Annotated in this window: 12 protein-coding genes; 4 read left to right on the forward strand and 8 right to left on the reverse strand. The window is 30.7% G+C overall.

Going from position 1 to position 15,372, the window contains the following annotated elements:
* Positions 1-47: 47 nt before the first annotated feature.
* On the reverse strand, positions 48-248 hold the full coding sequence (locus ACYEKI_RS11630; protein ID WP_459211361.1) for a dodecin family protein: 201 nt from the start codon (positions 246-248) through the stop codon (positions 48-50).
* A gap of 180 nt (positions 249-428) precedes the next feature.
* Here ACYEKI_RS11630 and ACYEKI_RS11635 point away from each other — a divergent pair, with 180 nt between their 5' ends.
* Positions 429-2,690, forward strand: a complete 2,262-nt coding sequence (locus ACYEKI_RS11635) for an inorganic phosphate transporter (protein ID WP_459211362.1) — start codon at positions 429-431, stop codon at positions 2,688-2,690.
* A 74-nt stretch (positions 2,691-2,764) separates the two neighbouring features.
* Here the strand turns inward: ACYEKI_RS11635 and ACYEKI_RS11640 are convergent, their stop codons facing one another.
* Complete coding sequence (locus ACYEKI_RS11640; protein WP_459211363.1) at positions 2,765-3,667, reverse strand: NifU family protein; 903 nt, start codon at positions 3,665-3,667, stop codon at positions 2,765-2,767.
* A gap of 679 nt (positions 3,668-4,346) precedes the next feature.
* On the opposite strand from ACYEKI_RS11640, the gene ACYEKI_RS11645 reads away from it, so the two are divergent.
* Positions 4,347-5,366 carry a PorP/SprF family type IX secretion system membrane protein gene (locus ACYEKI_RS11645; RefSeq protein ID WP_459211364.1) on the forward strand — a complete coding sequence of 340 codons (1,020 nt, stop codon included), beginning with the start codon at positions 4,347-4,349 and terminating at the stop codon, positions 5,364-5,366.
* 51 nt (positions 5,367-5,417) lie between these two features.
* On the opposite strand, the gene ACYEKI_RS11650 is transcribed toward ACYEKI_RS11645, so the two are convergent.
* On the reverse strand, positions 5,418-6,578 hold the full coding sequence (locus ACYEKI_RS11650) for a vWA domain-containing protein (protein ID WP_459211365.1): 1,161 nt from the start codon (positions 6,576-6,578) through the stop codon (positions 5,418-5,420).
* A gap of 237 nt (positions 6,579-6,815) precedes the next feature.
* Here ACYEKI_RS11650 and ACYEKI_RS11655 point away from each other — a divergent pair, with 237 nt between their 5' ends.
* Positions 6,816-9,005, forward strand: a complete 2,190-nt coding sequence (locus ACYEKI_RS11655) for a tetratricopeptide repeat-containing sensor histidine kinase (RefSeq protein WP_459211366.1) — start codon at positions 6,816-6,818, stop codon at positions 9,003-9,005.
* Complete coding sequence (locus ACYEKI_RS11660; RefSeq protein WP_459211367.1) at positions 9,002-9,733, forward strand: LytR/AlgR family response regulator transcription factor; 732 nt, start codon at positions 9,002-9,004, stop codon at positions 9,731-9,733. The genes ACYEKI_RS11655 and ACYEKI_RS11660 overlap by 4 nt, the downstream gene beginning before the upstream one ends.
* A gap of 1 nt (position 9,734) precedes the next feature.
* Here the strand turns inward: ACYEKI_RS11660 and murI are convergent, their stop codons facing one another.
* From murI to ACYEKI_RS11685, 5 genes are all read right to left on the reverse strand, one after another.
* Positions 9,735-10,529: a glutamate racemase gene (murI, locus tag ACYEKI_RS11665; RefSeq protein ID WP_459211368.1), complete on the reverse strand. Its 795-nt coding sequence runs from the start codon at positions 10,527-10,529 to the stop codon at positions 9,735-9,737.
* A gap of 95 nt (positions 10,530-10,624) precedes the next feature.
* On the reverse strand, positions 10,625-11,134 hold the full coding sequence (locus ACYEKI_RS11670) for an OmpH/Skp family outer membrane protein (protein WP_459211369.1): 510 nt from the start codon (positions 11,132-11,134) through the stop codon (positions 10,625-10,627).
* A gap of 44 nt (positions 11,135-11,178) precedes the next feature.
* Positions 11,179-12,009 carry an OmpH/Skp family outer membrane protein gene (locus ACYEKI_RS11675; protein ID WP_459211370.1) on the reverse strand — a complete coding sequence of 277 codons (831 nt, stop codon included), beginning with the start codon at positions 12,007-12,009 and terminating at the stop codon, positions 11,179-11,181.
* A gap of 35 nt (positions 12,010-12,044) precedes the next feature.
* Complete coding sequence (locus ACYEKI_RS11680; protein WP_459211371.1) at positions 12,045-14,633, reverse strand: BamA/OMP85 family outer membrane protein; 2,589 nt, start codon at positions 14,631-14,633, stop codon at positions 12,045-12,047.
* Position 14,634: 1 nt separating this feature from the next.
* Positions 14,635-15,372, reverse strand: a complete 738-nt coding sequence (locus tag ACYEKI_RS11685) for an isoprenyl transferase (RefSeq protein ID WP_459211372.1) — start codon at positions 15,370-15,372, stop codon at positions 14,635-14,637.

A 15,372-nucleotide genomic window follows, 5' to 3' on the forward strand; every position in this document is an offset into this window, starting at 1 on the left:
TTTTTTATTATGTCGGAAATTACTTTTTGTAATTTCAAAAAAGAATGTTAATCAATTTCAAAAGTGATTCTCAGATTTACTCTAAACTCTGTGATGTCGTTATCTTTTACAGCAGCACTTTGCTCAGCAACATAAACAGATCTAATGTTTTTAACAGATTTTGCAGCTTGTTTTACTGCATTGCGAGTAGCATCTTCCCAACTTTTTTCAGAATTCGCTAAAACTTCAATAACTTTTAAGATTGCCATAGTTTGATTTTTATATTAATAATCTTTGTTATTATCTAATATACAGTAATATAGTGATTTTTTGAAATAATTTTTGAAGAATATTTCGCATAGTTTTTAATGTTTTCATAACATTGCAATATCGCTTTTTTCAGATATTTAAAAGATTTTTGCGATTTGTAATAAATTAGTTAGTTTTTAATGGAACAAATTTACATTATTATGCTAGTGGCATTGTTTGCCTTAGCTATTACAGATTTGGTAGTTGGGGTTAGTAATGATGCCGTGAATTTCTTAAATTCAGCTATTGGATCTAAAGCAATTTCTATGCGCACAATTATGATTGTTGCTAGTGTAGGTATTGCTATGGGAGCTATCTTTTCAAGTGGACTTATGGAAGTTGCTAGAAAAGGGATTTTTCTACCTGATCAATACAGTTATGATGAGATTATGACCATTTTTATGGCCGTCATGATAACCGATGTACTACTGCTGGATTTCTTTAATTCAATAGGGTTACCTACTTCGACGACGGTGTCTATTGTATTTGAATTATTAGGAGCAGCAGTGAGTGTTGCCATAATTAAACTGTATAATACAACAGGAAATTACGCAGAATTAGCAACTTATATAAATGGAGATAAAGCAACAGAAATTATTATAGGGATACTGCTCTCGGTCGTTATCGCTTTTAGTATAGGAGCTATAGTACAATATATCTCCAGGTTGGTATTTTCTTTTCAGTTTGAAAAGAGAATTAAATATGCAGGAGCAATTTTTGGAGGGTTAGCAATTGCAGCTATTACATATTTTATATTGATAAAAGGATTAAAAAGTATTTCTTTTATTGACGGTGATGCTAAGACTTACATAAAAGAAAATACATTTATTATCATATTTGGGAGTTTTATATTCTGGACGATAGTATCTCAACTTATCATGTCTGTATTTAAAGCAAACATTCTTAAGTTGATTATTGTAATAGGTACTTTTGCATTAGCATTGGCATTCTCAGGTAATGATTTAGTAAACTTTATTGGGGTTCCTATAGCAGCATTACAATCTTATGGATTATGGTTTGATGCAAATCAAGCTACAGGAGTGTTACCATCTGAGTTTATGATGTCTGGATTATCTGGTAAAGTTGAGACACCAGAATTCTTATTAATCATTGCAGGAATCATTATGGTAGTAACCTTGTGGTTCTCTAGTAAAGCACGATCTGTTGTAGAAACAGGAGTTAACTTATCTAGACAAGGAGATGGAGATGAAAAATTTCAGCCAAACTTCTTATCAAGAACAATAGTTCGTTATTCTGTATCGATTAGTAATGCAATTAGTTTTATCATTCCTAAAGAAGTACAAAAGAAAATAGATGCACAGTTTCAAAAGCCAGATGAAGCAACAACTAAACGTATAGACGCTCCTGCCTTTGATATGGTTAGAGCTTCTGTAAACTTAATGGTAGCAAGTATTTTAATTAGTATAGGTACGAATCTTAAATTACCATTATCAACGACATATGTAACGTTTATGGTTGCAATGGGATCATCTTTGGCAGATAGAGCTTGGGATAGAGAAAGTGCTGTGTATCGTGTAGCAGGAGTAGTGAATGTTGTAGGAGGATGGTTTGTAACTGCACTGGTAGCATTTACTGCAGCAGCAATATTTGCAGCAATTATTTCTTTTGGAGGAATCATTGCTATTGCCATCTTATTCTTGACAGCAACGGTATTAATTATACGTAGTGCTATTATACATTCTAGAAAACTTAAAGAAGAAAAAAGCAATAAGAAGTATAATAGAAATGATATTATTACTATTCATGAGATTACTAGTGAAAGTTCAGAGAATATTTCTAGAGTAATAGGTGGAGTAAATAAAATATTTACCAATACAGTAGATAATCTAGGGTTACAAGATTTAAGTAAGCTTAAAAAGAATAAGAAGAACTTAAAGAAATTAGAGTCAGAGATCGATGAATTAAAAAGTAATATTTATTACTTCATTAAATCATTAGATGAAGATTCGGTTGAAGCAAGTAACTTCTATATTCTTACGCTGGATCATTTACAAGATATGGTTCAGTCGATAGGATTCATTGCTAGAAATAGTTATGAGCACGTAAACAATAATCATAAAAACCTTAAATTTAATCAGATTAGAGATTTAAAAGGTGTAGATCAATTGATACAACAAATCTTTGATCAAATGAAAGAAACTTTTGATAATTATTCTTTTGAGACTATTGATAGTTTAATAGCAGATAATAGAGAATTATTAGATAAAGTATCTGGATTGATTCAAAAGCAAATCACTAGAATCAGAACTTCTGAAACGAGTCCGAAAAACACAAAACTATATTTTGGGTTATTGTTAGAAACAAAAGATTTAGTGACTTCTGTAATGAGTCTATTAGAATTATTCCAGAATTATCATAAAGAAGCAAAGAGAGAGTTCTAAAAGAGCTTATAAACTATAAAAAAAGCCTCGGTTGAATTACAACCGAGGCTTTTTTATGAAATTGAAGAAATGTTTTAGCCGTTAATAGCTTCAACAGTTGAAACCTGACCTTTAAGCATTTCTTTAAGCATATTTTCAATACCATTCTTTAATGTAAATGTTGATGATGGACATCCACTACAAGCACCTTGTAAAATTACTTTTACAACTTTACTTTGTGGATCATAAGAGTCAAACATAATATTACCACCATCGCTAGCTACAGCAGGTTTGATATATTCTTCTATAATGTTTACGATTTCTTTAGAAGTATTATCTAATTGTTCAAATTGTTGTTCTGCTTCTTGCTGGATTTGCTGCTTATCCAAATTAATATTAGGAGAAAGAATTTCTTTACCAGAAGCAATATAAGTTCTTAATAACTCACGAACCTCCATAGTAATATCATTCCAGTCTGCTACATCAAACTTGGTAATAGAGATATAATTCTCATCGATATAAACTTCTTTAACAAAAGGGAAATGAAATAACTGTTGGATTAGTGGAGCATCCTTAGTCTCATCGATGTTTTTAAATTCATAACCTTTAAGTACTAATTTTTTATTAGCTACAAATTTAAGAACAGATGGATTAGGAGTACTTTCTGCATAGATAGTTACAGGAACTTGCTTTGCTGTTGTAGTTGGGGTGATAACAGGTTTTCCTTCGTTAAGGTAAGCTTGTATTTGAGTAGCCACTTCTTCTTGTACATCTTCCCATTCAACAATATTGTATTTTTCAATAGCAACAAAGTTTTGTGAGATATAAACTTTTTTTACAAAAGGAAGGTAGAATAATTGTTGTGCAAGAGGAGATTCTTTTGCATGATCAATATTTTCAAACTCGTAACTCGTATGTTGAGTTAAGAATTCATTGGCTTCAAACTTAACAATGTTTTTGTTTGAAGTTGTTTCTATTTTAATTGTGAATTTTTCCATAAGGCATAGTGTATTCCAACACTTTATTAATAATTAATAACTTAAAAAAGCTATTTATAACATAGCGAATTTTTAATTGGTGCAAATTTACTAAAAATTGAGAGTTCAAATAAAATGTAATTGATGTTTTGTAGATAGTGAGCTTATCATTTTATATACATTTTAGTAAGCTGAATAATAGAAAACTAGCAAAGATTTGATATAATAAGATAAAAATCATATCGATAGATTTTAGATTCACATTAAAACCCAACTTTAATTCAAAGAATGATGTAATAAATTATGATGAAATATTATTCTATTTTGATACATAATTAACTATTGTATAGTCTTTTTTTGATATTTATAAGGTTGTTAATTAATAATATGTAAAAAAAGTAATAGTATTTTTATGTGATTAAAAACCATAATGTTAATAAGGGAAAATAAAATGAAATACCTTGATTTTACTGAGGTTTAAAGGTTTTTTTTAGATGAATCTAAAAGAATATCGATTAACATTTGATAGCGATGGTGGGCATTCTTTAAATAAAATGCAGCTTAAAAGTTATATATTTAACTAGAATCTAAACACGTATAAGGCTTATAATACCTAAGTTAGGAATAAAATAAGTTGAAAAAATTACTGTTTATTTAATTACACAATGACTCAATTATTTCTGTAAAGAACTAAACTAACATGACCGTAAAAAACTACTTATGGGGGGTAATCACTTTGGTGATGATCACTTTTTCTAATGCTCAAGAAGGAGTTCCTATTTATACAGATTATTTATCGGATAATTTATATTTAATTCATCCGTCAATGGCTGGAGCAGCAAATGCTAATAAATTGAGATTAACAGCTCGACAACAATGGTTTGATGTTGATGATGCGCCTAATTTACAAACTTTAAATCTTAGTTCTAGAATAGGAGATAAAGTAGGGATAGGAGGAATAATATATAATGATGAAAATGCAAATTTTGTTCAGACAGGAGCATATTTGACATTTGCGTATCATTTATTGTTTTCTAGAGATAAAACAGATTTAAATCAATTATCTTTTGGTTTAAGTACAGCATTCATTCAGGCTAAATTAGACGAAACTAATTTAGATCCTATTAATAATCCGGATCCTGTAGTAGCAGGAATAGTACAAAAAGATTCATACTTTAATGTAGATGTGGGGATTTCATATAATTTTCTTGAGTTCTATTCACATTTTACAATTAAAAACATATTACCCACGACAAGAGATATCTTTGACAATGGCACACCTATACGAGAATCTAATAATCAGAGACGTTATATTGCTTCTTTAGGGTATGTATATGCTTTAGGAGATGATACATGGAGCATCGAACCTTCTGTATTATTTCAGGCTACAGATCAGACCAAAGAAAGTACTATAGATGTTAATGCAAAAGTGTATAAAGAGCTTGACTTTGGTAAATTTTGGGGAGGGATATCTTATAGAAGAAGTCTTGATGGTGCCGAGTTCACTTCTGATGGATCTTCTATAGAAAGTCAAAACCTACAATATATAACACCGTTTTTGGGAGTTAACTATAAGAACTTTGTATTTGGGTATACCTACAGTTATCAATCAAATTCTGTAGTATTAAGTGATGGAGGTTTTCATCAATTAACAATAGGATATGATTTTGGTAAGCGTAAAGAACATTATTCATGTAAATGCCCTGCCGTAAATTATTAATTGATAAAAAAAGAGGATTCAAAATCAATTTGAATCCTCTTTTTTTATATACTATTTCCAAGTAAATGATTTAGCTTTTCCTTGTTTTTTAATAGCGTTTATCAAAGCATCTTCTAAATTGTTTTTATCAGTTTTTTTTTGATTTTTGATATAGTCTTTTCTTTTTGTGTTTAACAATTGAATTTGCTGTTGAATGTCTTTTCTTTCAGCACTTTTTTCAAGAATATATTGCTTGATTTCTTTTTGAGATTTGCCTTTTAATGAAGTTGGCAAAGCATTCTTTTTAATAGTTGTAATGACTTCTTTGTTTGTGGTGTAAGCATCTACTAAGTCCCAAGAGCTATTAGTATAAAACTTAGAACTCTTACTTACAGCTCTACTTACACCATTAGCAGGACTATAAGCTTTGGCATTGTCATCTTGTATCTCTTGAAGTTCTAATTTTTCTTCGCCTTCTTGACCATAATGAACATAAGTATTATTAAGTCTATGATTTAAATCCATGATTTCGGTATCATATGGAGTGGCAACATAAACAGTTTTTTGGTTATGATCTATAGCAGTGTATTCGCCATCGGTTAATAAAGCTCCATCTTTCCATTTAGACTGAATACCTTGCGCATAATTACCACAAAATATAGTATTAATAGTGATGTCTTTTTCATTTGCATCAAGAGCTGCATCTTTATAAAATATAGGACCTTGAGTAAAAGGTTCATTACCCGCAATGAAAACTAGTTTTAGATGCTCATTGCTCTTTTTCCAGTCTAATGTGGTAATAGCATTAGAGATAGCTTGACCACAATATTCACTTCCTCCATTTGTAGTTAAAGCGAAAAGTTCTTTTGATATAAGATCTAAATCTTCAGAAAAACTAAGAACTTGCCTTATATAGCCATCATTTTTCTCAAGATCATCATTACCATATTCATATAATGCAATCTGTAATTTTATACTGTGATCACCACATTCTGCATAGGATAACTCATTAATAATATCCCATAATTGAGCTTTGGCTTGATCAATAAGACCATCCATACTATTGCTTGTATCTAGTAGTAAGGCTACTTGAATGTTTCGTAGATCAGGATCAACCTTTGTGGTAAGTAAAGTGCGATAAGTATCATCTACAGTTGGATACGTTGCGTTACCTCTACAAGACATATGTATACCACATATCAGTAGTAAGTTTATAAAAAGAATTCTTCCCATTTTGATAAATTTTAAACTGTTGATTTTTTGTTTACATAAAGATAAGAGCAACAAAAATGCCAAAATATTCAAAATGAGTATAGTGTTATGTTCAATGAGTAAAAGTAGAGTTTTAACGAGGTAAGTTAGACAATGTAATTGCAAAAAGTGTTGAAAACACTGCAAAACATCGGATACGAATTTTATTATCCCAAAGAAAACATCTAAGTTTAAGGTTTAGAAATTGGGTTTTGATTAATGAAATATAGAGAAAGAATTATTTTTTTGGTGTTATTAATGGTTTCGTTTATAGGGTGGAATCAATCCAATGAATATATCACAGTAAAAGGACTTGTAAAAGAAAAAAGATCGCATAGACCTCTAGCTGGAGTGCATATAGAAGTTGTAGGAGATGCTTTTACAATTACAAATCAATTGGGAGAATTTAGTATAAAAGCAAAAATAGGAGATAAGCTAATTATAAGAGATGATAAATTTGAAACAGTAAGATATACTGTAATAGATGATCAACCTCTAGAAATATTAGTAAAGGAGCATCCTAGAGAAGTAGAAGCTCAAATGCGAGATGACATTTTCCATAAAGAAAAAGTTAGACTAGCAAAAGTAACACTGAAAAATGATGCTGTAATAAGTATAGAACATGTTGCAGAAGCATTAGAAGTTATAAAAGAAGATGACCCTAAACATTTAGAGAAAAGAGCTGAGTTATTTGAGCTATTGGGAGATATTAATATGCATTGGAAACAACCTGATCTTGCTGAAAGTAACTACAGAAAAAGTCTAGAAAACGTAAATGCCATAAAGGTCAAAATTAAATTGGGAAAAGCATTAAATGATGAAGGAAAATATGATGGAGGAATTGAATTACTAGATGAGATGCTTCAAATGAAGCGAAAAATTAGCCCAATAGAACGTATAATAGATATTAATGAAACAATTGGTGATGGATATGCAGGAAAAGATGATCATAAAACTGCAATCATATATTATAAAGAAGCACTTACATTAAGTGAAAGACAAAAACTAAATAGTAGAATAATAGGGTTAAATGCAAAACTAGCAGAGTGTTTTCAGAAACAAGGTTTGTTAAATAATGCAATAGGATATTATGATAATTCTATTAGACTAGCCAATAAAGTAGGGAGAAAAAGTTCGTTAAGACAAAAAATAAAAGCTGCAGATTTCTATAATAGAAATAGTTTTTATGATAAAGAAATCGAATTAAGAAAAGAGATTCTTGATGATGTCGAAGAGATTACTACAGCAAAAGATTCTATAGGTATTTTGATGGATGGACAGATTACTGCTGGAGTTCAGAACTATAAAATAGCATCGGCACATGTCGCAAAAGATGAAGACGAAGAGGCTATTCCATACCTAAAAGAAAGTATTAAAGAAGCCGAGTCCAAAAATGATTTAGTTGTACAGAAAGACGCTACGCGTAAATTGGGAGAACTATATAGAGAACGAGGAGAATTAAGTAAAGCTTCAGATGCATTTGAAGAATATGAGGTACTTGTTGATAAACTATATATTCAAAAAGAACAAGAAATATCTCAAGCGGCTCGTTTTTCTAGAGAATTAAATGCAAAGCAAAATAGAATAGCTACACTTGAAAAAGATAGAGAATTAAACGAAAATAAATACAAACTAGCATTTACTTCTCGCGAATTATCAGAACAACGTACTTCTAGGCAATTAGTGATTATTTATGCTTTGATAGGGGTAACTACATTATTATTATTAGTAGCATATTTAATGTCTAGAAATATCAAGCAACAACGCTATGCAAATAATTTATTAGCATTAAAATCCTTGCGATCACAAATGAATCCGCATTTTATTTTTAATGCATTAAACTCTGTTAATACATTTATTGCTATTAGTGATGAATTAACAGCAAATAGATATTTGACAGATTTCTCTTTATTGATGCGAGCAGTATTGGAGAATAGTGAAGAGGATTTTATCCCGTTATCTAAAGAAATTGAATTACTTTCTTTATACGTAAAATTAGAACATTTTAGATTTCAGGATAAATTTGAATATACAATTGATATAGACCCTACTCTGGACGTTAAACAATATCAAATTCCACCGATGTTGCTACAACCTTATGTAGAAAATGCTGTTTGGCATGGGTTGCGTTATAAAGAAGAAAAAGGGAAATTAACCATTAGTTTTAGAGAAACCTCAAAAAACGCTTTAGAAATTTTAGTTGTTGATGATGGTATAGGTAGAGAGAAATCAAAAGTTTTGAAAACTACACATCAAAAGAAACAACGTTCAAAAGGTATGGATAATATCAAGAAAAGAATACAAATATTAAATACAATGTACAGTGATAAAGTAAATGTTTATATCACTGACTTATTCGATAATCAAGAAGGAACAAAAGTGAAACTAACGCTAAAAAAAGATATATGAAGTTAACTGCAATCATAGTAGATGATGAGGCTAATAGCCGAATGATAATAAGAAATTATATTACAAAATACTGTCCAGACGTAGTGATTATAGGAGAAGCATCTGGAATTGATGAAACTATGAGCTTATTGCAAAAGCAAGAACCAGATATTTTATTCCTGGATGTAGAAATGCCTTATGGAAATGCTTTTGACTTATTAGAAAAAGTCCCAGAGAGAACCTTTGAAACTATTTTTGTTACAGCATATGATCATTATGCGATTGATGCGCTAAATGCTCAAGCTACATATTATTTATTAAAGCCAATAGCTATTGATGATTTGATCAAAGCAGTAAATCATATAGTAGATATTAAAAATAGAGAAGAGGAATTACACAATGCCATTTTAGTACCCAAAAGAAATGGTATTACAGGCAAAATAACGATTCCGCTACAAGATGGGTTTGAAGTATTAGTGATCGCGGATATTTTATATTGTCAAGCCGATGATAATTATACCAAGATATATTTAAATGATGGAAATAAATTGGTAAGTAAAACCCTTAAGTATTTTGAAGAACTACTATTAGATCATGATTTTGTACGTATACACAAAAGCTATTTAGTAAATATTAATGCCATTACACGATACAAAAAAGGTAGAGGAGGGAGTATTACACTTATTAATGAAAAAGAACTTATGGTATCGGCATCTAGAAAAGGAGAGCTGTTAGCGTATTTCAAATAGCTTAAAAATCAAGAAAAGAAACTTGATAAGGAATATTTGTAGCACTATCTTTTAAAATAGTATCAAGTATAACAGGATCGTGATTAGAATATAATAAATGCGTGCCAGTTAAAGTAGTTGTTTGACTCAATTGATGAGATTCGAGAACGTGTTGGGTTTGTTTCGCAACAGCCAATCCAGAATCTATAATGTAGATTTGAGGTGGTAAAATCTGCTTTAAAATAGATGTTAAGTAAGGATAGTGTGTACATCCTAATACGAGATAATCAATACCTTTATCAATTAATGGTTGAATATAGGATGATAACAAAGAGTACATTTCTTTGCTATCAATCTTATTCGCTTCAATTAAGTCAACGAGACCACTACCAATAACTTCTAATATTTCGATATCATTAGTATATAAATCAGATGTTTTTGCAAATAGCTCACTACTAAGAGTTCCTTTTGTAGCAAGTACTCCTATTCTTTTTGTTTGAGAGTATAAAGCAGCAGGTTTTATGGCAGGTTCAATACCTATAAACGGAATATCAAAAGTAGTTCTTAGAATTTTTATCGCATTAGTAGTGGCAGTATTACAAGCGACAACTATAATTTTGCAATCATAAGCTAAAAGACGCTCGACATTTTTTATACTCAGTTTAACAATATCATCTTTATTTTTTGTACCGTATGGAGCATTTTTATTATCAGCAAGATAAATAGTATTCTCATAAGGAAGAAGAGTAGCAATCTCTTTCCATATAGAAGTTCCTCCAATTCCAGAATCAAAAATACCTATGGGTTGTGATGACATTATCGTGTGAATGTGTTTTATGATGGGCGTAAAAATAAAAAAAAGCAACAAAAAACTTTGTTGCTTTTATATCTGTTTTGAAAAGATAAGTTTTCTTAGATACCTAAATCTTTCTTTACGTCAGCCATTAAATCATAACCATCAGCCATGATGATTCCTGTACCAGTAGTAGAATCAAGAACATATTGGTATCCTTTTGCTCTAGCAACTTTTTGTACAGAAGTACGAGCTTTTTCATAAATAGGCTTTAATAACTCAACTTTTTTCTTGTCGATATCTTTTAATGCATTAGCACGGTAATCTCCGATACTTTTTTCTGTAGCTTGAAGCTCTTGCATTCTTTTTGCGTTCTCTTCGTCAGTTTTAGTTTCAGCTTCTTGGCGGTATTTGTTAGTTGTATTTTGAAACTCTAAAATCATATTTCTGATCTCACCATCATAAGTCTTCTCTAATTTTTCTAACTCGCTAATAGCAGCTTTATAAGCAGGCATAGCTTCGATAAGTTCTTGAGATGCAATATGAGCTACTTTTGATTGTGCGTTCACAAAACTTGTTGCTCCCAATACCAATGCACAAGCTACTAATAGTGTTTTAAATTGTTTCATTTTTAGTAATATTAAGTGTTATAAATTTTATAATTGTGTTTAATTTAATTATCGCTTTTTTCTTCTTGCTCTTTTAGCTTTTGTGCTTTTAGAGCAGCAATAGAATCTTTCTTTCTTTTACGTTCTGCTAGAAGTTTTGCACGGCGTTCTTCATATTCTTTCTTTTTAGCAGCTCTTGCTTTTTCTCTAGCAGCTTTACGTTCTTCTAGTAATTTTTCACGTTCAGTAATCTTAGCTTGTTGTGCTTTTTCACGTTCGGTTACTTCTTTTTCTTGCTCAACATTTCTAGATTCACCTTGTTCAATTTGTTTACGCTCCTTTTTGTTTTTAGCTTGTTTTCTTTTTGATGCACGATTAATTCTTAAAAGTACTTGATCGCTTACGTCATATTTATCTGCAGAATACAACATCACAACATCAGCTGATTTATCAAAGATAAAATCATATCTTTTGCTTTTTGCTATTTCTTGTACCGCAGTGAAAACTTGATCTTGTACAGGTTGAATTAATCTCTTTTTTTGAAGAAAAAGATCTCCGTTAGGCCCAAATCTTTTTTGTTGGTAATCTAAGATTTCTTTCTCTTTAAAATTAATATCTTCTTCACGTTCTTCAATAAGTTCTTTTGTTAATAACACACGTTCATTATTAAGATCTTTTCTCATTTGTTCAACTTCCTTAAGAACAACTTCGACTTCAGTTTTCCATTTCTGAACTTTAGTTTCTAATTGTGCAGAAGCTTCACCGTATTCAGGAACGTTTTCTAAGATATAATCCATATCGATATATCCTATACGTATTCCTCTTTGCGCAAAAATAGAAGCAGAAAAAGAAAGCCAACAAATAGTTGTTAATAAGAAAAGAACTCTTGTTTTCATAATGTTATTTTGTTTATTGAAATAATCATGCCAAATTAAAATTGCTGCCCTATGATAAAGTGAGTTTCCCAACCATTTGCTCCAGTACCTAATCCTGGTACAGGGTCAAATCCATAACCAAAGTCAATACCTAATAAACCAAAGGCAGGCATAAAGATACGTAGTCCAGCTCCGGCAGATCGACTAAGTTCAAATGGGTTAAACCTTTTAAAACTGTCATAAGAGGCACCTCCTTCTATAAAACCAAGCATATAAATAGATGCTTGAGGCTTTAAAGTAATAGGGTAGCGTAACTCTAACGAGTATTTGTTATAAATTGTTGCCCCATCATTAGAACTATCTACATCTGTAGATCTACTTAAAGGGATAAGTGATTGATTAGGATATCCTCTTAACGCTACAACTTCTCTACCATCAAGACTTCTTGCTCCTAAACCATCTCCTCCTACAAAGAAACGCTCAAAAGGAATATTACCTCTATCATTGTTATATGCTCCTAAGAATCCATATTCTGCTCTTGTTCTTAAAACTAATTTTTGATAAAGAGTAGTATACCATGTAGCATCAAACTTAATTTTATAGAATTCTAACCAATCAAAACGTTCTTGATCAATTTCAGATATTCTTGCACGATCATCTGCATCAGCAGGATCTAAACCATCTCTTTCTTCTCTTAATGCTTTATAGTCAACTCCATCAAATAATGAATATGGTAATGTAAGTTTAGCAACTAAATTAAATTCAGAACCACTTGTAGGAAATATAGGATTAGAAAACGTATTGTTTCGGTTTATCCCTATCGTATATGATAAGTTGTTAGAATAACCATCACCAAACGTAAATAAGTTAGTGTTATAATTCTTTAAATTATAATGTTGGAAACTCACGGCTTGAGATAAAGTAAAATAGTTATCAGGCCAGTTTAAACGTTTTGCAATACCTAAAGAACCTCCTGTAATTAAAAACTTACTATTTCTATCAACATCACGAGTTCTGTTGTTGAATAAATATTGAATAGTATGAGAGAACGAAGATGATAATTGATAAGGCTTTTTACCACCTAACCATGGCTCAATAAAAGATAAGCTGTAAGTTTGGTATAAACGACTTGCTTGAGCTCTTACACGCAGCGTCTGTCCGTCTCCCATTGGTAATGGTTGATAAGCTTCTTTATTAAAAATATTTCTAATAGAGAAGTTATTAAATGCAAGACCTAAAGTCCCTACAAAACCACCACCACCAAAACCTCCTTGAAGCTCGATTTGGCTAGATCCTTTTTCTACAAGAGGGTAATTGATATCAACAGTACCAGCATTAGGATCTAAGTTTTGAAATTTAGGTTCTAACTGTTCTGGATCAAAGAAACCTAATTGACCTAATTCACGTACAGTACGAATAACTAAATCTTTACTATAGCGCTCACCAGGCTTTGTTTTTAATTCTCTATAGATTACATGATCATTTGTTTTATCATTTCCAGATACAGTAATTTTATTAAAATGAGCTAATTTTCCTTCACGAATACGAATTTCAAAATCAATAGTATCGTTCTTAATTGTAGTTTCTACAGGATTAATACTAGAGAATAAGTAACCATTATTTTGATATAGGTTTGTTAAATCATCTGCATCAGGTTTAGTATTATCAGAAATTTGTTTTTCTAATAAAACACCATTGTAAACATCTCCTTTTTTGATAACTAATTGACGAGCTAATTGTCTATCTGTATAAACACTATTTCCTAAGAAAGTGATATTACCAAAATAATATTTATTACCTTCTTCTACATTCATATTAATGGTAACAGTCTCCTTATTGTTAGATAAAACTGTATCCATCACGATTCTAGCATCACGAAATCCTTTTTCTTTATATTTCTGAACGATATTAGATTTATCCTCTTCATAGTCAGCTTTAATATATTTAGATCGTTTCCAAAACCTCCAGAAGCGTTTACGTTTAGTATTTTTCATGGTTGAACGAATCTTACTATTAGAAAGTTCGCTATTTCCATTAATAACTATATTTTTTACTTTAACACGATCACCTTTGTCAATACGAATAACCATCTTAACCTTGTTACTATTTTCAATAGTATCTTTAACAGGTATAGTGTTAATGGCTACCTTAGTATTTAAGTATCCATCTTTTCTATATTTATTAGTAATATAGTTACGAGTAGTAGTTAAAAGGTTTTCTGTAACCTTTGCACCTTTACGCAATTGATTATCTTTTATGAGATCTTCACGTTTACGTTTTTTAATACCATCAATTCTTACTTCAGTAAGTTCAGGAACTTCTTGAATATTAATTTCGATATCGGCAATATCACCTTTTACATTAGTAAGATAAAAATTGATATCACTAAATAATTCTAAGTCCCATAACTTTTTTATGATGCCACTAATTTTATCACCAGGTAGAAATATACGTTCGCCACTTCTTAAACCTGTAAAGGCAATGATGGTATTTTCATTATAGCTTACAGAACCTGTTACTTTTATTTCACCTAAAGTGTACTCTTTTCCATTAGAAATAGGGATACTACCTTGAGCTGAAAGTGGAGTTGACTGTAATAGAAATATACAAGACAATAAGATTGCTACAAATATTCGTTTATGCATATTAGCTAAGTTGTTCACTCGTTTTTCCAAATCTTCTTTCTCTTTGTTGATAATTTAATACGGCCTCAAATAAATCAGTTTTCCTAAAATCTGGCCAAAGTATTTTAGTAAAATATAATTCTGCATATGCAATTTGCCATAATAAGAAATTACTAATACGTTGTTCACCACTTGTACGTATTAATAAATCCACATCTGGCAGGTTTTTGGTGTACAGATGCTCACTAATGACTGTTTCATTTATGAGATGTGGCGAAATTAAATTATTTTTTACTTTAATACTTATATCTTTTACAGTTTTTATCAGTTCTTCTCGACTACCATAGCTAAGAGCGAGTGTAACGGTAATTTGTGTATTATCTTTTGTTTGATCAATAACATACAGTAATTCATTCTTTACCTTTTCTGGTAAAGCATCTAAATTTCCTATAGCGTTAAGCTTGATATTGTTTTTTTGAAGAGAGGCAACTTCTTTCTTTAAAGAATTGACAAGGAGCTTCATTAAAGCATCAACTTCTCGTTTTGGACGATTCCAGTTTTCTGTAGAAAAAGCATAAAGCGTTAAATATTTAACGCCAATTTCTGTACATGCTTCTACAGCCTCTTGTACTCCTTTTGCTCCGTTTTCATGCCCAATAGCCCTTAGGAGACCTTTCTTTTTTGCCCATCTCCCATTACCATCCATAATAATGGCAATATGATGTGGAATATTTGAATTAAGTTGTTCTTTTTGAGTCAT

It is taken from the genome of Aquimarina rhabdastrellae (assembly GCA_947387485.1).
Classification (GTDB): domain Bacteria; phylum Bacteroidota; class Bacteroidia; order Flavobacteriales; family Flavobacteriaceae; genus Aquimarina.

What these genes read in the sequence shown, in the direction of transcription:
- ACYEKI_RS11655 (WP_459211366.1), top strand. Translation starts at nt 6,816, where the DNA reads ATGAAATATAGAGAAAGAATTATTTTTTTGGTGTTATTAATGGTTTCG.
- ACYEKI_RS11640 (WP_459211363.1), bottom strand. Translation starts at nt 3,667, where the DNA reads ATGGAAAAATTCACAATTAAAATAGAAACAACTTCAAACAAAAACATT.
- ACYEKI_RS11675 (WP_459211370.1), bottom strand. Translation starts at nt 12,009, where the DNA reads ATGAAAACAAGAGTTCTTTTCTTATTAACAACTATTTGTTGGCTTTCT.
- ACYEKI_RS11660 (WP_459211367.1), top strand. Translation starts at nt 9,002, where the DNA reads ATGAAGTTAACTGCAATCATAGTAGATGATGAGGCTAATAGCCGAATG.
- ACYEKI_RS11680 (WP_459211371.1), bottom strand. Translation starts at nt 14,633, where the DNA reads ATGCATAAACGAATATTTGTAGCAATCTTATTGTCTTGTATATTTCTA.
- murI (WP_459211368.1), bottom strand. Translation starts at nt 10,529, where the DNA reads ATGTCATCACAACCCATAGGTATTTTTGATTCTGGAATTGGAGGAACT.
- ACYEKI_RS11635 (WP_459211362.1), top strand. Translation starts at nt 429, where the DNA reads ATGGAACAAATTTACATTATTATGCTAGTGGCATTGTTTGCCTTAGCT.
- ACYEKI_RS11670 (WP_459211369.1), bottom strand. Translation starts at nt 11,134, where the DNA reads ATGAAACAATTTAAAACACTATTAGTAGCTTGTGCATTGGTATTGGGA.
- ACYEKI_RS11650 (WP_459211365.1), bottom strand. Translation starts at nt 6,578, where the DNA reads ATGGGAAGAATTCTTTTTATAAACTTACTACTGATATGTGGTATACAT.
- ACYEKI_RS11685 (WP_459211372.1), bottom strand. Translation starts at nt 15,372, where the DNA reads ATGACTCAAAAAGAACAACTTAATTCAAATATTCCACATCATATTGCC.
- ACYEKI_RS11645 (WP_459211364.1), top strand. Translation starts at nt 4,347, where the DNA reads ATGACCGTAAAAAACTACTTATGGGGGGTAATCACTTTGGTGATGATC.
- ACYEKI_RS11630 (WP_459211361.1), bottom strand. Translation starts at nt 248, where the DNA reads ATGGCAATCTTAAAAGTTATTGAAGTTTTAGCGAATTCTGAAAAAAGT.